General features: G+C 50.7%; 12 protein-coding genes. 8 read left to right on the forward strand and 4 right to left on the reverse strand.

Features of this window, described 5'->3' with window-relative positions:
* Window positions 1-93 precede the first annotated feature (93 nt).
* Together atpG and DRJ53_RS16805 are read right to left on the reverse strand one after the other, a co-directional pair.
* A complete protein-coding gene (atpG, locus tag DRJ53_RS16800; protein WP_114236829.1) occupies window positions 94-978 on the reverse strand; it encodes an ATP synthase F1 subunit gamma in 885 nt (294 codons plus the stop codon).
* A 291-nt stretch (window positions 979-1269) separates the two neighbouring features.
* Window positions 1270-1980: a hypothetical protein gene (locus DRJ53_RS16805; protein WP_155523219.1), complete on the reverse strand. Its 711-nt coding sequence runs from the start codon at window positions 1978-1980 to the stop codon at window positions 1270-1272.
* 175 nt (window positions 1981-2155) lie between these two features.
* On the opposite strand from DRJ53_RS16805, the gene secA reads away from it, so the two are divergent.
* From secA to DRJ53_RS16830, 5 genes are all read left to right on the forward strand, one after another.
* Complete coding sequence (secA, locus tag DRJ53_RS16810) at window positions 2156-5488, forward strand: preprotein translocase subunit SecA (protein WP_114236831.1); 3333 nt, start codon at window positions 2156-2158, stop codon at window positions 5486-5488.
* Window positions 5489-5896: 408 nt separating this feature from the next.
* Window positions 5897-6649 (forward strand): hypothetical protein, encoded by a 753-nt coding sequence (locus tag DRJ53_RS16815; RefSeq protein ID WP_114236832.1) that lies wholly within the window; start codon window positions 5897-5899, stop codon window positions 6647-6649.
* 88 nt (window positions 6650-6737) lie between these two features.
* Window positions 6738-7676: a UTP--glucose-1-phosphate uridylyltransferase gene (locus DRJ53_RS16820; RefSeq protein ID WP_114236833.1), complete on the forward strand. Its 939-nt coding sequence runs from the start codon at window positions 6738-6740 to the stop codon at window positions 7674-7676.
* Window positions 7677-7778: 102 nt separating this feature from the next.
* Complete coding sequence (locus DRJ53_RS16825) at window positions 7779-11147, forward strand: UTP--glucose-1-phosphate uridylyltransferase (protein ID WP_114236834.1); 3369 nt, start codon at window positions 7779-7781, stop codon at window positions 11145-11147.
* Window positions 11148-11565: 418 nt separating this feature from the next.
* On the forward strand, window positions 11566-13257 hold the full coding sequence (locus DRJ53_RS16830; RefSeq protein WP_114236835.1) for a T9SS type A sorting domain-containing protein: 1692 nt from the start codon (window positions 11566-11568) through the stop codon (window positions 13255-13257).
* 114 nt (window positions 13258-13371) lie between these two features.
* On the opposite strand, the gene DRJ53_RS16835 is transcribed toward DRJ53_RS16830, so the two are convergent.
* Window positions 13372-14667: an amidohydrolase family protein gene (locus tag DRJ53_RS16835; protein ID WP_114236836.1), complete on the reverse strand. Its 1296-nt coding sequence runs from the start codon at window positions 14665-14667 to the stop codon at window positions 13372-13374.
* Between the two features lie 30 nt (window positions 14668-14697).
* A complete protein-coding gene (locus DRJ53_RS16840; RefSeq protein ID WP_114236837.1) occupies window positions 14698-17745 on the reverse strand; it encodes an amidohydrolase family protein in 3048 nt (1015 codons plus the stop codon).
* A 73-nt stretch (window positions 17746-17818) separates the two neighbouring features.
* Between DRJ53_RS16840 and deoC the strand changes: the two genes are divergently transcribed.
* The 3 genes from deoC (at window position 17819) to DRJ53_RS16855 (ending at window position 20379) form a co-directional block, all read left to right on the forward strand.
* Window positions 17819-18490, forward strand: coding sequence for a deoxyribose-phosphate aldolase (gene deoC, locus DRJ53_RS16845; RefSeq protein ID WP_114236922.1), 672 nt, complete (start codon window positions 17819-17821; stop codon window positions 18488-18490).
* A gap of 57 nt (window positions 18491-18547) precedes the next feature.
* Window positions 18548-18991 carry an SPOR domain-containing protein gene (locus DRJ53_RS16850; protein ID WP_114236838.1) on the forward strand — a complete coding sequence of 148 codons (444 nt, stop codon included), beginning with the start codon at window positions 18548-18550 and terminating at the stop codon, window positions 18989-18991.
* 206 nt (window positions 18992-19197) lie between these two features.
* Complete coding sequence (locus tag DRJ53_RS16855) at window positions 19198-20379, forward strand: M20 metallopeptidase family protein (protein WP_114236839.1); 1182 nt, start codon at window positions 19198-19200, stop codon at window positions 20377-20379.
* Window positions 20380-20415 lie beyond the last annotated feature (36 nt).

Raw genomic sequence — 20415 nt, forward strand, 5'->3', positions numbered from 1 at the left:
GAACATTAAAATGTGCAAATAAAACAATTGCAGTTACCGCACCGGGCCCGTTCATTGTTTCATTTGCACATCTTGAAATTTTCAAATGATCCCCTACCCTTGCAGCGCCGCGGCACCGCTTACAATCTCGGTAAGCTCGGTGGTGATGGCAGCCTGGCGGGCACGGTTGTAAGATATTTTTAGCGAACGCAGCAGCTCGTTGGCGTTTTCCGAAGCCTTGTCCATCGCCGTCATGCGGGCACCATGCTCCGATGCGTTGGCATCGAGCACCGCCTTGTACAACTGCGTGTTCAGGATCTTGGGCATCAATTCTGCAATCAGTTCTTCTTTATTGGGGTCGAAAATAAATTCGCTGGCTGCAGCCTGTCCTTCGGTGCGCTGCACTTTTGGAATAGGCAGGAAACGCTCCGCTACAAAACGCTGTGTAGCGGCGTTTTTAAACTCGCTGTATACAATTTCCACCACGTCAAATTCCTTCCGCTCAAACGCTTTCATTGCAGCCTGCGCCGCCTTTTGCACGTTCTCGAAATTCAGTTGCAGGAAAATATCGCGGTAGGTTTCGGTAACCCGGGCATTTGCTTTTGCAAAATGCTCGTACCCTTTTTTACCAATGGCCCAAATTTCCACGTTGCCTTTGGCAGCCTGCGCGGCATATTGCTCCCGCATCATCTGCCGGGCAGTTTTAATCACGTTGGCGTTGTAAGCGCCGGCCAGTCCGCGGTCGGAGGTAATTACCAGCAACAACACCCGCTCAATTGGGCGCTCTGCTGCCAGTGCCATAGTGCCTTCGCCTTCGCTGCTGCTCACAATGTTGCTCAGCATTTCCTGCAGTTTGCGGGCATAGGGGCGCATTTGTACAATGGCATCCTGGGCACGGCGCAGTTTGGCTGCACTCACCATTTTCATTGCCTTGGTAATCTGCTGGGTGCTTTGCACCGATTTAATCCTGTTGCGTACTTCTTTTAACTGACCAGCCATGGGTGGTTTGTAGTTTTATTTTTGGAAGTTGGAGCGCTTGTGGCGGCTCCGTTCCCGGCGCCCTTAATTTCATTGGTGAAAAACTACCTTCGGTAAAGCCGTAAGAATAGTCTAATCAAGCCCGAAAATGACCGGCCCCGGTATTTGGTGCGCAAAGGTACGGGTACAAAGGGAAACTTCCATATTGCAGCACGGGCAGAAATAGGGTGTGGATAATTGTTTAACGTGGCGGCTTTTACTATTTCCGGAACGGTTGTCAGCGGCAATAAAGAAGTTGTGACCGGATAACGATCATTTACGCAATGTTACAATCCGGCTGAGGCCGTAAGTGATCAGTATTTCGCCACCCAAATTGCTTTTTAGCGGCCGCTCCTCTTCAGCGGTCAGGTGCATCACTATGGGGCCTGCGGCCAAATTTTCCCAAAGCTTTGCCGGCAGCTCCAGCTTTCCATTGCGCACCTGCAGCAACTCGTTTATGCCAACGCCTTCAGCCGATGTATCGGTGAGCACTACCCGTACCGAACTGCCATTGGACAAGCCATTTAGGGGCAATTCGTGATCGCCAACCGACAAAACTGCAGGCAGTTCGGCGCCGATTGTAAAAGGCTGAAAATTAAATTCGTCGGCGAAGTCGTCCCCTTCCAGGTCGGTAAAAAGGATGGTATGTTTCCCTGCAAACTGCGCCACTGGCGCCTGGTATTCGTAAAACGCACCTACCACGCCGGCGCTGTCGGGCTGCAGTTGCTGTCCATCTATTTGCACAGCGGCGGGCGGCTGCAGCAGCATCGTTTGGGCCATCCGTTCATTGGTGTAAAACTGGAGCATGCAGGTGGCCGCGCTGTCGCCCTCTTCGGCCCACACCTTGTACTGGGCCCATACACCGGCCGGCTTTTTACCCGGCGCCTGTTTGCCCGGCTCGTTGGAACAGGAAAAAACTACAAGCAGCAGCGCCGCGCAAAACCATTTTTTCAACATATCGTAACTCCAAAAATTTAAGTTCACATTCCACATTGCTGTTAAACAAACACAAAAGGCCATGCCAGCAGGTTTTTCTTCAACGCCCTCCTGCGTAAGGGCTCCTGAAATACCGTTATCTTTGGCACCCTGTCAAAATGGCCCGAATAAAATTTCTGCCCCATTTTTGCCAAGTACAACTTCTCAACGACAATAGTATATTATGGGTTTTTTTTCCAAGTTATTTGGCGGCTCAAAATCGGAGCGTGATGTAAAAACCATCACACCGCTGGTTGCCAAAATCAACCAAAATTTCTCGCAGTACCAATCGCTTTCCAACGACGAGCTTCGCAATAAAACAGTGCAGTTTCGCCAGCGCATAGCGGAGCACCTCAAAGGTGTTGAATCCGAAATTGCCGCGGCCAACCAACGGGCCGAAGAGCTGCCGTTCAATGACCTGGTGGGCAAAGATGCCATTTATCAGGAAGTGGACCGCCTGAAAAAAGACCGCGACCAAAAGATTGAAGAGGCACTGAAAGACCTGTTGCCCGAAGCTTTTGCCGTAGTAAAAGAAACCGCCCGCCGTTTTAAAGAAAATACTGAAGTAACAGCCACCGCCACCGAGCTGGACCGCGAACTGGCGGCCAACGGCAAAGGACATATCCGCATTGAAGGCGACCAGGCCATTTACCAAAATTCGTGGTCGGCTGCCGGCGGCACCGTTACCTGGAACATGGTACACTACGATGTACAGCTTATTGGTGGTATCGTGTTGCACCAGGGCAAAATCTCGGAAATGGCCACTGGTGAAGGTAAAACGCTGGTATCTACCCTGCCCGCTTACCTCAATGCACTTGCCGGTGAAGGCGTGCACATTGTAACCGTGAACGACTACCTGGCCCGCCGGGACAGCGAGTGGAACGGTCCCATTTTCGAATGGTTAGGTCTGCGTGTTGATTGCATCGACAAGCACCAGCCCAACTCCGAAATGCGCCGCCGCGCCTACATGGCCGATATCACTTACGGCACCAACAACGAATTTGGTTTCGACTACCTGCGCGATAACATGGTGCACACACCCGAGGAAATGGTGCAACGCAAACACCATTTTGCGATGGTGGATGAAGTGGACTCCGTGCTGATCGACGATGCCCGTACGCCCCTGATCATTTCGGGCCCGGTGCCGCGTGGCGACGACCAGCAGTACCAAACGCTGCGTCCCCGCGTACAAGCTTTAGTGGAAGGACAGGAGCGCCTGGTGCGTGGCTTTTTAAACGAAGCCAAACGCCTGATCGCTGCTGGGGACGATGATCCCAAAACGGGCGGACTGATGCTGTACCGTGCTTACCGCGGGCTCCCCAAGTATGGACCGCTCATTAAGTTCTTGAGTGAGCCGGGCATGCGGGTAAAATTGCAAAAAGCAGAAAACTATTATATCGCCGACCAGCAGCGCAACATGCACATCGTGGATGAAGAACTGCTGTTTCATATCGATGAAAAAAACAAGTCGGTTGACCTGACCGACAAGGGTATTCAAACCATTACCCGTGCCGGCGAAGACCCCGAGTTTTTTGTACTGCCGGATATTTCGGTAAAACTCGGTGAGATTGATGAAGCGCAGGTACCTGCCGAAGAAAAGCTGGCGCAAAAAGAAGCCATCATTAACGATTACTCCACCAAAGCCGACCGCATCCATTCGGTGCAGCAATTGCTGAAAGCTTATTCCCTTTTTGAAAAAGACGTGGAATACGTGGTAATTGAAGGCGCGGTGAAAATTGTAGACGAACAAACCGGCCGGATTATGGAAGGCCGCCGCTACTCGGACGGTTTGCACCAGGCCATTGAAGCAAAGGAAAATGTACGGATTGAAGCGGCTACGCAAACGTATGCTACTGTTACGCTGCAGAACTTTTTCCGGATGTACCACAAACTGGCCGGTATGACCGGTACTGCCGAAACCGAAGCAGGTGAATTGTGGAGCATTTACAAACTGGATGTGGTAACGATTCCTACCAACATCCCGGTGGTGCGTAAAGACTCGCAGGATTTAGTTTATAAAACCAAACGCGAAAAATACCGTGCGGTGATTGACGAAGTGGAGGCGCTGCGCAATGCAGGCCGCCCTGTGCTGGTGGGTACCACGTCGGTGGAAGTAAGTGAATTATTGAGCCGTGCCTTGCAGGTTAAGAAAATTCCGCACAACGTACTCAACGCCAAGCAGCACTCCCGTGAAGCACAGATTGTAGCCGAAGCAGGCTTGCCCGGCGCCGTAACCATCGCCACCAACATGGCCGGTCGCGGTACCGACATCAAGCTCGGACCTGGCGTAAAAGAAGCGGGTGGTTTGGCCATTATTGGTACCGAACGCCACGAAAGCCGCCGCGTTGACCGCCAGTTACGTGGTCGTGCCGGCCGCCAGGGCGATCCCGGTACTTCGCAGTTCTACGTTTCGCTGGAAGATGACCTGATGCGCATGTTTGGCTCGGAGCGTATTGCCGGCCTCATGGACCGCTTTGGTTACAAAGAAGGCGAAGTGATCCAGCACAGCATGATCACTAATTCCATTGAACGGGCACAAAAGAAAGTGGAAGAAAACAACTTCGGCATCCGTAAGCGCCTGTTGGAATACGATGACGTGATGAACAAACAGCGGAACGCCATTTACGAACGCCGCAACCACGCCTTGTTTGGCGACCGCCTGGCGCTGGACATCGACAACGCTTTTTCCGTAACTGCGGAAGAACTGGTGAGCATTTACCGCGAACAGGAAGATTTTGAAGGCTTCAAACTGGCTTGCATCATCAACTTTGGCATCGATACACAAATCACCGAAGAGCAGTTCCGCAGAACCGATGCAAATAAACTGTCCGATGCACTGTACAACGAAGCTACCGAGGCTTACCAGGCCCATAAGTTAGCCGTACAGCAGCAGGCAGTGCCTGTGTTCGATAACATTCGCGCTACGCAGGGTGCCCATATCGAGAACGTGATCGTGCCCTTCAGCGATGGCCGCAAAGGCATCAATGTGCTGGCACCGTTGGAAAAAACCATCACATCGCGCGGCGAAGAGCTGACCAACGCGATGGAACGCAACATAACGCTGGCCATTATTGATGAAAAATGGAAAGAGCACCTGCGTGCAATGGACGACCTGAAGCAAAGCGTGCAGACCGCCTACCTGGAGCAGAAAGATCCATTGGTGATCTACAAAATGGAAGCCTACAACCTGTTTAAAAACTTAAGCAGCGAGGTAAATAAAGACATCGTTTCGTTTTTGGCGCATGCCAACCTGCCGATGGCCGAGGAAGCACCCGAGCAGGTTCAGGAAGCGCATGTGGAGCGCACCGATCTAAGCCATCTGCAATCGAATAAAGAGGCAGTTGATGCAATCGGTGATGATTATGCCGCCAACGAAAAAGACTACTTCGATCCGGATAACGGCACGGCTATCCGGCAGGAGCCGGTTAAGGTTGGACCGAAAACGGGCCGCAATGACCCCTGCCCTTGCGGTAGTGGCAAAAAGTTCAAGAACTGCCACGGCAGGGATGTAGCTTAATTTGCGGCGAACGTGTTTTTATAAAACAAACTAATATTTACAACAAAACCACTGGCTTTCCGGCCGGTGGTTTTTTATTTCACATGGTAACACAGAAATGAAAATTTTGGAGAAAACCGAATGCGATTAAGTGATCTTTTGCCGTTCAGTGTTGTCATGCCGAACTTGTTTCGGCATCTCCTTTTTATTAAGAAAACTCCGAGGGTTGTAGGAGATGCCGAAACAAGTTTGGAATGACACGTACAATTTAAATGGATGCCCATTGATTGTAAACTTTTAAAAACCCACCTAATCAAAATCATACGTTACGGATGTGCTTTTAACAATCTCGAAGGGTTGATTGCCGTGCATTTTTACGAATTTTAAAGGAGTCCAAATTCCCACAATCACCCATTAAAACTGCACGCTATGAAACGTTTTTTTTACGCCCTTGCTTTCCTCGTTCTGGCCACCGGCTGCGTGAAGGTTATTGCCGGCGAAGAAGAACGTGTGGATGTTTCGGCGCTGCACAACAAACGCTTTGGCGCATCGGCCCGCGACCTGCTGAGCAGCGAAAAATATACGGCCCTCAAGATCGAAGTGCAGTACATGTCGGGCTTCAAACCCGACGATCAGGCCTTGAAAAACCTGCACCTTTTCCTGGATAAATATTTAAATAAGCCGGCGGGCATTTTTATTACAACCAAAGAAATTGACCCCATTACCGATACTGTATTGAACCACAGCGCCCTGGTAGCGCTGGAGCGTAAAACCCGTGCGGAATATACCCGCAACAAAACGCTGGCGGTGCACCTGGTGTACACCAACGGCGAGTATGTGAACCCGCGGATCCTGGGGCTGGCTTACCAAAATACATCGGCCGTCATTTTTGGCAAACCCATTTTGAAACATTCGGGCCGCATTGGCCAGCCCGACCGCACCAAGTTGGAAACAACTGTGCTGCTCCACGAAGTGGGCCACCTGCTGGGGCTGATCAACAAAGGCACCGACATGCAGTCGGACCACAAGGACGACGACCATGAAAGCCATTGCAGCAATAAGGACTGCCTGATGTATTACAGCATCGGTACGCAGGACCGCTTTGGCTACCTTGTACGTGGCGATATTCCTAAACTGGACCCGCACTGCGAGGCCGATCTGAAAGCCAACGGCGGCCGGTAACCGCCGGTGTGCATGCATTTCTTTTTAATATTTGATGGCACCGCGGCGATGGCCTAATTTTAGGCCCTTTCAAAGTCACTGCACCAATATGAAAATTAAGAAAGCTGTCATTACCGCCGCAGCCCGTGGCGAACGACTGTACCCTGTTGCCGATACGATTCAAAAAGCGATGTTGCCTGTTGTAGATGTGGATGGACTGCACAAGCCCGTGATCCAGATCATTGCCGAAGAAGCTTATGCTTCGGGCATTGAGGAGATTTGCATTGTATGTGCCCCCGGCGATGGCCAACGATATGCCGGCGCTTTTGCTTCGCTGCGCGATAACCTGATCCGTTTTTACCAGGGCAGCGATTGGGCCCAAACGGAAGCCGACAAAATCGATCATCTGCTTTCCACCACTCAATTTATAGAGCAATCAGAAGCCCGTGGCTATGGGCATGCTGTGTACTGCGCAAAAGACTTTGTAGGCGATGAGCCGTTCCTGCTGCTTTTAGGCGACTATCTATATGTTTCGCAAAAAGGCGCCAAGCGCTGTGCCGCGCAGCTGATTGAGCTGGCGTCGAAAGAAGGCTGTTCTGTGTCGGCGGTAAACCCTACTATCGAACACCAGATTGGTCGGTATGGCACGATTACCGGCAAACATGTAGCGGGCCAAACCGGCATGTACAGCATTGAAAAACTGATTGAAAAACCTTCGCTCAGCCAGGCGGAGCTCGAGCTGCAAACATCCGGACTGCGTGCCGGATATTACCTCTGCTTCTTTGGCATGCACGTGTTTACACCAACCGTTTTTCAGCTGTTGCAAAATGAAGTGGAAGCCGGCAGCAACAATGTGCTGCTGACGCCTGCGCTGCAGCAGTTGGCCGAAACTGAAAAATACCTGGCACTGGAAATGAAAGGCCGCCGCTACGACCTCAGCCGCCGCCATGGCCTGCTGCGGGCACAGGTAGCCCTCGGCCTCGCCGGCGAAGCCCACAACGAAACCCTCACCACTTTGGTTGAATCGCTTGCCGAAGCAAATAGCTAATTAGTCCGAAGTCAGATGTCCGAAGTCCGAGGACTATTCCGCTGGTGTGATTGTCTTCCGTCTTCGGACTTCCGACTTCTGTCTTTCCAATCCCCCTACATCATGAACATATTTATTCAAACCATAACTGCCACGGAACCGCACCTGCGCAACCGCTCATTTTTTGAGCTGGCCAAAAGCATAAGCCCTACGGAAATGTGGCAGCAGTTGCGTGAGCTGGATGATTTCCGCAAAAGCACCGGCAGCCTGTACGATAAAGTGCGGTCAATCCTTTTTTTGCACGCCGGCTTTCGCTTTTTTCTGCAAGAAACGCCACAGACGCCAACTACCGGCAAAATTCCTTACGAAGGTTTTGAAGACCTGCTGGGCCGCCGGTTCGAAACTGCCATTGCCATCTTTTTAAAACAGGTGGAAAAAAGCGGTCCCAACGCGGCCCTGTTCAGTGCGCTTGCCGACAGCTACCACCATCTTTCATTTCAAATTTTGGCCGACCAGGTGCGTAAAAGCGTACGCTCCAGCAAGGGCAATCAATGGATGTTCCGGGTGGGCCACCTCGAAGAACATCCAATTCGCATCCACTCAAAGCTGTTGCAGCGCCAACCCGACTCCTTATTTTACCCCATCCTGCACGAACAGACTTCGGTGCGGATGGACCTGACACACAGCGGCTGGTCGGATATATTTTTCCTGGGCATGGATTATCCCGAAGGTGCCCGGGTCATCAACGTATCAATCGACCTTGGCGTTTTTGGCCGCGATAAAGAAATCCGGCCACCCCTGCATGCTTATGTGCGGGTGATAACCGAGCCGGTGCTGCGCCTTACCTCTATTGATTTAAATACAACCAAAGATGTTCGCGACCTGGCCGACCTGTTCAACTTTGGCAACGACTATTTAAGCCTGATCAAAGCCGGCGTCATTGCGTCGGGACTGATCCCGCCTTCGTTTGAAGGCACCAACCAGTCTTTGCAGGAAGTGCTGGGCCGCATGGTAGCACCAGGCATGGGCATTGAGCTAGTAACCAAGGTAAACGACATTCCTAAAGGCAGCCGTTTTGCGGTTTCCACCAATTTGCTCGGTTGCATCATTAGTTTGCTGATGCGGGCCAGCGGACAAACGAAAAACCTGGAAGGCCCGCTGCAGGAAAGCGAACGCCGCCTGGTGGCTTCCCGCGCCATCCTGGGCGAATGGATTGGCGGCTCGGGTGGCGGCTGGCAGGATTCCGGCGGTGTTTGGCCCGGCATTAAATCCATTACTGGTACACTGGCCCACGCAGGTGATCCGGAGTGGGGCATTAGTCGCGGCACCTTGTTGCCCCGTCACCATGTGTTGGGTGAAGGCGAAGTGCACCCCGATTTTGAACACCAACTCACCCATTCGCTGGTGCTGATGCACGGCGGCATGGCCTCAAATGTGGGCCCGATCCTGGAAATGGTTTCGGAAAAATACCTGCTGCGTGGCGAGCGGGAATGGGGTGCACGGCAGCGTACCAACCAGATCTTCGAAAATATTCTTTCGGCAATTGGCAGCGGCGACATCAAGGCGCTGGCGGGCCAAACCGAAGCGAACTTTTTCGGCCCCATCAAAACCATCATTCCTTGGGCGTCCACTTATTTTACCGAACAACTTATTGCCAAAGCTAAAAAAGCTTTTGGCCCCGACTACTATGGCTTCCTGATGCTGGGCGGCATGTCGGGCGGCGGCATGGGTATGTTTGTAAACCCGGCCCATTATGATGAGTATAAAATAAAAGTGCTGGAACTGCTGCGCACCACCAAGGCCGAACTCAGCGACTCGCTGCCGTTTGCGATGGAGCCGGTGGTGTACAACTGGCGAATCAACCACAATGGTAGTTGGGCAAGCCTGCAACAAGGCGGCGAAGCCCTGATGCCGGAACAATATTATGGCATCCATGTATCGGAGCTGGTGCGATTGGAACCCACCCAGGTGCCGTACATCCGCCGGGCGGAAATTGACCAGTTTACCACCTACTGCGAACAAAACAACCTGGCCTATCCCCTGCTCCGCACCATTGTTTCCAACCTCTTTAAAGTATCTGACCCGGCAACGGGCAGCAACCGAGGACAGGAAAATGATAAGGCCGACCGTATTAAAAAAGAAAACGGCTTTGATTTTATCCAACATGAAGAAATCAGGCAGGAATTGCAAAAAGGCCTGATTGGCTTGTCGCGGAACAGGCTGCCGGCCGAAACCACCATCGAAGATGTGCAGCCCGGCGACTTCGTCCATTTCGATGACCTGCAACCAGTTGCCGCCCTTGGCGAGGCCGCCATACGCGACGGCAAAGTGGGCGTGATGAGCCTGGCCGCCGGTGTGGGCAGCCGCTGGACAAAAGGTGCCGGCGTGATCAAAGCCATCAATCCGTTTGTAGAAATAGATGGCGTACACCGCTCATTTTTGGAAATACATTTAGCCAAAACCCGCCGCGTGGCCGAGCAATTTGGCAGCACCATTCCGCACCTGGTGGCTACCAGCTACCTCACGCATGGCGCTATTGAAAAAAAGCTGGCAAACACAGGCAACTTTGGATACGGCGGTCCCACGCTGCTTTCACCGGGCCGGTCCATTGGACAGCGCTATGTGCCCATGGAACGCGACCTGCGTTTTCTGTGGGAAGAAATGCCGCAGGACACCCTCGACGAGAACAAACAAAAAGTTCGGGAAGCTGGCCGCCAGGCCATGATTGGCTGGGCAAAAAGCAAGGGCGAAGGCAGTGATTATGTAGATAACGTGGCTAGCCAGCGCTTTTCGCCGCTGGGGCATTGGTACGAAGTATCGAACCTGCTGCGCAATGGCACGCTGGCACGACTGCTGGAGCAGCAGCCGCAATTGCAAACCCTAATGCTGCATAATATTGATACGCTGGGTGCGGACGTGGACCCGGCGGCGTTGGGTTACCACCTGCAATCGGGCAATGTGCTCACATTTGAAGTGGTGCCGCGCCGCATTGAAGACCGCGGCGGTGGCTTGGCACGGGTTAACGGACAGGTGCGCCTGCTGGAAGGTTTGGCCCAGCCCCGCGAGGAAGACGAACTGGCGCTGAGTTACTACAACTCGATGACAACTTGGATCCAGATCGATCCGCTTTTGAAATTGTTTGGACTTTCCCGCCATGATCTGCAACGTGGCGATGAGGCGCAACTGGCCAAAGCAGTGCGCAGCGTGGCCCACCGCATTCCAACTTATGTAACCATTAAAGATGTAAAATATCGCTGGGGGCATGGGCAGGAAGACATTTACCCGGTGGCGCAAATTGAGAAACTATGGAGCGATATGTCTGCGCTGCCCAATGTAAAATGCGGGTATATTGCCGTGCCGCGGCAACGTGGCCAGCAGATGAAGGATATTGCGCAACTGGATACCTGGGTAACCGACGGCAGCCGGGATCATGTGGCCAGCTTGTGTGTTTTTGAACCAGCTGAGCAACATGCTGTTTCTGTCGATCTATAGATATCACTACGTGCTTTTTGAACGCCGGCTGTTCCTGCCGGCGTTTTTTTTATGTATAAATACTCAGTGAGCGAATTTTTACTAAGCCTATTCAGATATAAAAGGGTGTAAAAACAGGCTTATTGTGCATTAAGTACACATTACCATACCCTAATTTTTGCCTACAAAAGGTTTTTATTTTACACAGTAAAAAAATGCGCCAACCATAAACTCATCAATAACAAAGCGCTGCAATTCACTAAGTAATTTGTATTAGTAAACAGTAAGTATTTAGGGCAACCACGTTTGTTCGACCGTATTTTCCACATTACATTTGTGCTGTCTAAGGGTTTTAACTGATACCCAGTAAACGATTCCCTTAGACCCCTATAAATCCCAACCCTAAGTAAAGGCACTTGCCTTTCGGAAAAGACTGTTTATGAAAACTAAGTATACCCGTACTGCACTCACCTGCATTTTTACCCTTTTTGTCGGCTTTATCGCTCTTGCTGGTGAAATCCGCGACTTTGGTTCCAACACTACTTACAACATTAACCGCAAGGATACCCTGCGCATTGTATCAGGACGTTTTACGGGGAACATAAGTTCCTTTCACGAAGATGGAGTGATCGTAGTTTCTTCCGGCGCCGTATTCAATCCCAACTCTATCACCAACCCCAAAGGCCGCATTTTTAATTACGGTAACATGAAATTGCCTTATACCACTTTTGGCAACGGAGTAAGGGTAGAAAATTTCGGCATCGTTGATGCCGATGGCCTGACACTGAATGACGGCGCTTCATGGAGCAACAAACAAAATTCGGTGACCAGTATTACCAACGGCCTGACATTAAATGGAACCACCGTACTGGCCAACGAAGGAACATTGTCGGTTGGCTCCGCTATCCAATTAAATACCCAATCCGTGTTCACCAATACCGGCAAGATGACTGCAGGTGGTGCGCTGAATGTAAACATTGGTACCTCATTGATAAATGAGGGCACCATCGCCACCATTGGTGCAATCGCAGTAAATGAAAGCAAAGTATTTAATAATAAAAATACCATCACTACCAAATCGACCTTTACCCTAAACACCGGCACTTATGAAAACACGGGTGTAATTCAACCCGACGGCGCACTGGTTATCAACAGCAATGTAACGTTTACCAATAGGTGCAAAATGATTACCAGCGGTGGTTTAACCAACAATGGTACCATAAATAACCAAGGCATGCTTTGGGTGGGCAAGACCGGTACGAACAAAGACTTTTTGACCAACAATGGAACGATTAACAACAGCGGCAGAGCGGTAATCCGCAGCGTGGACTTTACCAATTATGGTTCTATTAATGGTGATGCACAACTGTATTTTGAAGGAAAAACAGTTGGCGGCGGCACCTTCGGTAAAAGCGGCGCAACTACCGACAGCTTGCTGGTGTACGATGTAACCCGCACTAGCCCATCACGCATTTTCGACGAAGGCTGGGGAACAATACATGCCAACACTGTGTACCGTATTTTTGAAAAGCCCGATTCAATGGCAAAAACGGCTGGCTGCTCCAACCTGGTGAGCCTGTCGCAAGCACTGCCTGTTCATTTCACTTCGTTCCAGGCATCGGTGCAGAAGAATGTACCGCAACTGACCTGGACCGCGATGTACGAACCCGGTATGCGTTTTGAAATTGAGCGCAGCACCAACGGTAAAAACTTTGCACAAGTTGCTTCAGTATACAGCAATGAAACTGCAAGCTACCAATACAAAGATGCGGCAACTACAACAGGTGTTGTTTACTACCGCATCAAAGGCCTTTCGCTGGACGGCGATGTGAAATTTACAGAAGTAAAAACGGTAAAACTGGCTGCATCCGAACAACAATCCTTCAATGTTTACCCCAACCCTACCCAATCGGTTGCAACACTCTCATACGCTGCGAAGCAAGCCGAAAAAGTACAGATCATTGTTCGGGATGCCAATGGCAAAATGGTTGCCAGCAAAATGTGGACAGTAACAGCCGGCAGCAACCAGCACCAACTTACCGAAATCAGCGCTCAATCTGCAGGCGTGTATTTTGTAGAACTGACCAACATTATGGGTATGAAAACAGTGAGCCAACTGGTAAAAATGTAAGAGCAATAAAGAGCATTTATAGGCGCGGACACATACAAAAAGGGTCGATTCATTTGAATCGACCCTTTGCTTTTTAGCGCTTACAAAACTGACTTAAACAGGCTGTTTCGAAGTTTATTTCCTCAGTTCATATTTGTGTTCGAAGCGGTCACTGAGTTGCTTGTGCTTATCCGTCAAATCAATTTTACGGCCTTGGATAAAAGCATCTATGATCACCGAACTGCGCATGTCTAGCACATCGCCTTTTACCACGATGATGTTGGCATCTTTACCTACTTCAATGCTGCCGGTTTTGTCGGCAATGCCTAAAATTTTTGCAGCATTCAATGTAACTGCCTGCAACGCTTCTTCTTTGCTCAACCCATATGCAACGGCAGTACCGGCATTGAACGCAAGGTTGCGGCCACGGGTATTACCGTCTTCATCGGCAATGGCAAACAGCACGCCGGCTTTTTGCAATTGTGCAGGCGTTTTGTACGGCTGGTCCACATCGTCGTCATCCAAAATGGGCAGGCTGTGCGACTGACTCAGGATCACCGAAACGCCATTTTGTTTCAACAGATCGGCCACACGCCAGCTATCGGCACCACCAACAATTACTAAGTCGGCGCCGATCTCTTTAGCCATATCTACCGCAATCAAAATCTGCTTGATGGTGTTGGCTTCGACAAACAGTTTTTGTGAGCCATCGAACAGGCCTTTCACCGCGTCAAACTTAAGGTTGGTTTCGGCAGATGTAACGCCGCTGGCATGAAAAGCTTTTGCTTCACGCAAAAAGCTGCGCATCCGGTCAATGGCTTCCATGCCTGCTTTCACAGGATCTGGAGCACCGGCTGCAGCCGGTAAAAACGAAGCCCGTGGCATCAGCAGCGGCAGGCTTACGTGCACGCCGCCATCCATTTTGTAAACCGCGTCTTCCCAGTTCCAAGCATCAAGTTGCACCACCGAAGACCGGCCTGATATAAGCCCGCCCTGCGGCACTACATTGGCCAGCAAAATACCATTGGTGCGCAGCGTATTGGTTACTTTGGAATCGGTGTTGTAGGCAACAATGGAACGGATGTTTGGATTGAGTTCACCCAGTTCGCGAACATCGTTTGTTGACCGCACATTGTTGATCTCTACCAGGCCCAGATTGCTCAGTGACTGGATCAAGCCGGGATAAACATGTTTGCCCTGGGCATTAACAACAGTGGCACCAGCGGCCGGTGCAACGGATGCACCCACCGCAGTGATCTTGCCATTTTCAAAAGCGATCGATGCATTATTTAAAACCTGTCCATTACCCACATGCACCGTGGCATTGGTAATGACAACCGGCCCTTTTTGTTTGGGCGCCGGGTACACTGTTTCCTGCGCCGAAGCGGCCAGCGAAGCAGCAAGGGAGAAGAGAAGGAAGTATTTTTTCATCAAAAGAAATTTGATATTAATTCGTGTGAACTATTCTGTTTCCTGCACATCAATCGTCAGCAGTCCATGGCTGTGCGCATGATCGCTGCAGGTGTGCATCAGTTGGTAGGTAGGTTGTGCTGTCGACACTGGTGCACCGCTGCGCTTTTCGCCTACCATTTTCTTCACCAGGCGTTGGCGCTCTGCTGCCAGTGACTGGCGCATTTGCACATCTTTTTCGCGGTCGAAATAAATGGTACCATCAACGATGGTGTACAGCGATTTTGCATAAATGCTCAGCGGGTTATCGCTCCACAATACCACGTCGGCATCTTTGCCGACTTTAACGGAACCAACCTGCTTGTCAATGTGCATCATCCTGGCAGGATTAAGCGTTACCATTTTAAATGCATCTTCTTCGCTCATGCCGGCGTACTTCACGCTTTTCGCTGCTTCCTGGTTCAGGCGGCGTGCCATTTCTGCATCGTCAGAATTGATAGCCACATTTAAACCAACCCGCTGCATGATGGATGCGTTTTGCGGGATGGCATCAATCACTTCCATTTTGTAATTCCACCAGTCGGAGAAAGTAGATGCGTTGGCACCATGCGTTTTCATTTTGTCGGCCACTTTATAGCCTTCCAAAATGTGGGTAAACGTGTTGAATTTGAAGCCGAGTTTATCAGCCACTTTCATCGCAGCATTGATCTCGCTTTGCACATACGAGTGACATGTAATAAAACGTTGCTCGTTCATGATCTCCACAAGTGCATCGAGCTCTAGGTCGCGACGCGGCGCGACTGCGCCTTTTTTACCTTTATTCGCCTCGTAATCTTTCCATGCTTTTTCATAATCTTTTGCACGGGTAAATGCGTCGGTCAACACCTGCTCCACGCCCATACGGGTATCGGGGAAACGGTTGTTTTGCGCAGCTGGCGAACGTTTTACGTTTTCGCCCAATGCAAACTTGATGAATGGATCGGCGCCTTTAAATTTCAGGCCCTCATCATTGGCGCCCCACCGCAGTTTGATCAGTTGCGTTTGCCCACCAATAGTGTTGGCCGAACCATGCAGAATGTGCGATGTCGTAACACCGCCACTTAACTGGCGGTAAATATTAATGTCATCCGGCGCCAGGTTATCGCCAATGCGCACCTCGGAGGTAACGCTTTGTCCGCCTTCATTTATCGAAGCTGCGGCAATATGCGAGTGCTCGTCGATGATGCCCGGTGTAAGGTGTTTGCCGGTGCCGTCAATTACACGGGCACCAGATGCAGCGATTCCTTTTCCTACCTGCGCAATCTTGCCATTGCGCAGCAACACGTCTGTGTTTTGCAAAATGCCATCACCTTCGTTCGTCCAAACTGTAGCATTTTGAATCAGGATGGTTTCCTGTTTAGGCGCAGCACCTTCTTCCCAGCCAAATGGCTCGAATGGAAATACAACCTTGCCCAAAGTACCCGGCGTCTTGCGGCGTGCACTGTCGGATTTGGCTGCTGCATTTACCGGCATGTTTACGGCAGTCCAGGTAAAACGGTTGCCCACACTGTCTTCACCGTACCCGCTCCAACCCTCTGCACCAACGGTACCGCTTAACCGAAAACGTGTATCGGGGCTGCGTTCAGGCGCCACATTCAGGCGCACCGAGCGGCCATCAAAATAAAAGCGGGATGTCACTGTGTCGTTGCCCGCCACCAGCGCAGCCGATGTGCCAGATTTTACATTCAGTGTATACTCAACCGGGCCTGAAGCAGTGTTGAACACCACTTTATAAGTGCCCTTTGGTTCGGCCCAGCTTTCTTCACGAACGCTGTGTTTTTTGCCCTGCACCCAGTTTTGATAAATAGTAGCGCCATCATTGAAAATGGGCCCCGACGAGATAAAGAAATTGGCCCATTTACCTGCATCAAGGCTGCCTACTTCGTTGTACACACCCAGCACGGTGGCAGGTGTTTTAGTCAGTGCATTTAATGCCGCGCCTTCGGTAAGTCCGTAGGCAATCGCCTTTCTTACATTCGATAAAAACTCCTTGGTGTCACGCAGATCGGAAGTAGTGAGGCAAAACGGAATACCTGCTTTTTCAAAGGCTGCCGGGTTGGTGGGCGCCAACTCCCAATGTTTCATATCCGAAACTGATACCATGCGGGCATCAGCGGGATCTTCTACATCCTGTGCCTGCGGAAATGCCAGCGGCAGAATAAATGTAGCGCTGGTAGCTTTCATTTCAGCAATGCGCTGATATTCGTTGCCGCCTGCCTTTATGATGTATTGCACACCGGCTTCGTCGCCAATGCGATCGGCACGCAATGCGTTCCATTTATCATTGGCTTCAAAAATCTGCGGCAGTTGCTGCAGCTCATTCCAAGCCACTAGGCTCAGGTTGCGGCCTTCTTTTTCGGGGTTCGCCTTGTACCATTGGGCATCCAGGTAAGTTTGGCGCAACAAGGCAATGATGCCCATCATAGAGCCGGGGTAGCTTTGGGTGGACGAGCCTTTGTTCATAGAATAATGCGCCGATGCTTTTTCTTTCAGCAGCGTCATGTTTTCCTTGTCGCTGGCCAGCGATACCAGTGCACCGGAGCCGCGGGCTATACCGTCTTTTACGTGGGTAAGCACGGTGCCAAAGCCCGCATCTCGTAAGGCTTTCGCCTTGTTTTCATCGGTGGCAAAAACCCTTGCGGCATTTTGCTCGGGGCGTATGGCTGCGTTCCAGCTATAGGCGCCTTTTGTAGGTGACGTAAGCTGCGCCGGTGCCGAAAAATTAAAGCCTGACTGGCGCGGCGGTGGTGGCGGCGTTCCGTAATCGCTGTAGGCATCCACAAAAGAGGGGTAAATAAATTTGCCGCTGCAGTTTACTTCCACTGCACCTTTGGGCACAGCACCACCCACACCAACGGACACAATGCGGCCGTCGCGAACAATGAGGGTTGCATCCTTTAAAGTGGTGGTGGCGTCTTTTACCAAAGTTGCATGGGTAAAGGCATAATAGCCGCTGCGCGGATCGGCTACGCCGTTTTGCGGAAAGGTTGTCTGGGCGTGCAATGTGGGCAGCCAAAAAAGGACTCCACCACAGAGCATCCAGGTTCGTAGTTTTCTCATGTAATCACTATTTGGGTTTTCTTTGCACCGCGTAGGTGCGGTTTCGATGGCTTTAAAAATAAATATAAATACTATGCATATCGCTTCTTTTATCGACCATACTATTTTAAAACCCGACACCACCAGTGCGGAAATATCAAAGCTGTGCGCCGAGGCCGTGCAGTACGGCTTTGCATCGGTTTGTGTGCCGCCTTATTTTATTGCGCAGGCAAAAAAAGAAGTGGCTGGAAGTGCTGTGAAAGTGGCTACGGTGATCGGGTTTCCGTTTGGCTACAGCCATCATTTAGCAAAAGTTGCCGAGGTGAAAGAAGCACTTGCAGCCGGTGCCAATGAACTGGATATGGTGGTGAACATTGCCGCAGTTGTGGCTGGCGACCGGGCAACGCTGGAAGCGGAAATTGCAGCCATTACCGGCGCCATTGGCAGCAGCGGTGCAGCGTTAAAACTTATCCTGGAAACAGGCATCTTGACCAACGACCAAATTGTGGCTTGCTGCGAAATTTATCGTAAATACCCGGTGCAGTTTTTAAAAACCTCCACTGGCTATGCAGCGAAAGGCGCATCGGTGGAAGCGGTGCGATTGATGCGGCAAAACCTGCCGGAACAAATCCAGATCAAAGCCAGCGGCGGCATCCGCGATTTCACATTTGCGCAGCAATTGATTGATGCAGGCGCTACCCGCCTGGGCTGCAGCGCCAGTGTGGCCATTGTGCAGGGTGCACCGGCCGGCGAAGGCGGCTATTAACAGTGCCTCAACAATAATGGAACTATTTTTGGTACTGTTACCGCAACAACTGAACACATGAAGCCACTATTTTTCTTTGCATTTCTATTGATGGCGCATTTTAGCTTTGCGCAGCGCGACTCGGCCCTGTATGGCCCTACGGTGGTGGTGCACAAAGACCCGCGTATTGATATGCTGATTAAAAAACAGGCATCCATCAATACTGCCACCAAAAAAATGTATGGCCGCACCATGCGGGGCTACCGCTTGATGGTGGTGAACACCAACAAACGTGATGAAGCCATTGCAGCAAAAACAAAAGTGTACACTGCATTTCCGGAGTTGAAAGCTTACCTCGTTTACCAGTCACCGTTTTTTCGGCTGAAGGCAGGAAACTTTCAAACAAGGGATGAGGCAGTGCGATACCAAAAATTGATGAATGCTTACTTTCCAAAAGGCGTGTTTATCATCAACGACACCATCGAGGTAAAACCTGAAAAAGACGACGAAGAAAGCAACTAAAATATTTAATATATGGAACAATCCTGTGTCTTTTTGATGCAGGATTTTTTTTGCCCGCTTATTTTGAATTGGGCAATGCGGCCTTGTTGTTTGCGTTTTTGGTAATCAAAGCAGATATGTTGTTGCGTTCCAAAAAACAAAGCCTATTTGCCCACCAACCCCGAACTTTGAATCACTTGATTATTGAACTTATTGAACCAACATAAATGGAACTATCCACTATAAAAAACCTGGCGGCGCAATACGCACCGCATTTCGTTGAAGTGCGCCATCACCTGCACATGCACCCCGAACTAAGCTACCAGGAATTTGAAACGTCCAAATTTGTGCAACAAAAGTTAACCGAGTACGGCGTTCCATTTGAGGTAAAAGCAACAACCGGTGTAGTCGGCATCATTGAAGGCCGCAACCCGCAAAGCCGCATCGTGGCACTCCGTGCCGATATGGATGCGCTGCCCATACAAGAGGAAAACAGCATTGAATATAAAAGCACCGTGCCCGGCGTGATGCACGCCTGTGGCCACGATGTGCACACCACTTGTTTGTTGGGTGCAGCCCGCATCTTATCGGAAACAAGGGGCCAATGGGATGGCACCGTGAAGTTGATTTTTCAACCCGGTGAAGAAAAAAATCCCGGTGGTGCATCGCTGTTGATTCAGGAAGGCGTGTTGCAAAATCCTGCTCCGCAAGCCATTTATGCGCTGCATGTTAATCCGCAATTGGAAGTGGGCCTGCTTTCGTTCCGTCCGGGCATTGCCATGGCATCAGCCGATGAAATTTACATTACAGTAAAAGGGAAGGGCGGACATGCTGCAGCCCCGCACTGGACCACCGATACCATTCTTGTGGCATCGCACCTGGTGGTGGCGCTGCAGCAGGTGGTGAGCCGCAATGCAAACCCTTTCTCGCCTTCCGTGCTTTCTATTACTTCTTTTCAAGGCGGTTATACAACCAATGTTATTCCAACTGAAGTAAAACTGATGGGCACATTCCGTGCAATGGACGAAGCATGGCGTTTTAAAGCCCACGATATCATTAAGCGAATTACATCTGAGTTGGTACACAGCATGGGCTGCGAAGCGGATGTGCATATCGATGTGGGCTATCCTTGCGTCTACAACAACGAAGCGTTGTATCCAAAAGCCGATGCACTTGCCAAAGAATATATGGGTGCCGATAAAGTAGAGGTAACGGAAATGCGCATGGGCGCCGAAGACTTTGGCTATTACTCGCAACAAATACCCGGTTGCTTTTTCAGGTTGGGCACCGCCAACAAAGCAAAGGGAATAACTGCTGGCGTACACACCCCGGTATTTAACATTGATGAATCCGCTATTGAAACCGGTATCGGCATGATGGCCACGTTTGGCGCATTGGGCGCTGTATAGGTTTTTATAATTTTTTCTACATAACAAAAGAGGTGT

Source organism: Paracnuella aquatica (assembly GCF_003332885.2).
Taxonomy (GTDB): domain Bacteria; phylum Bacteroidota; class Bacteroidia; order Chitinophagales; family Chitinophagaceae; genus Flavisolibacter; species Flavisolibacter aquaticus.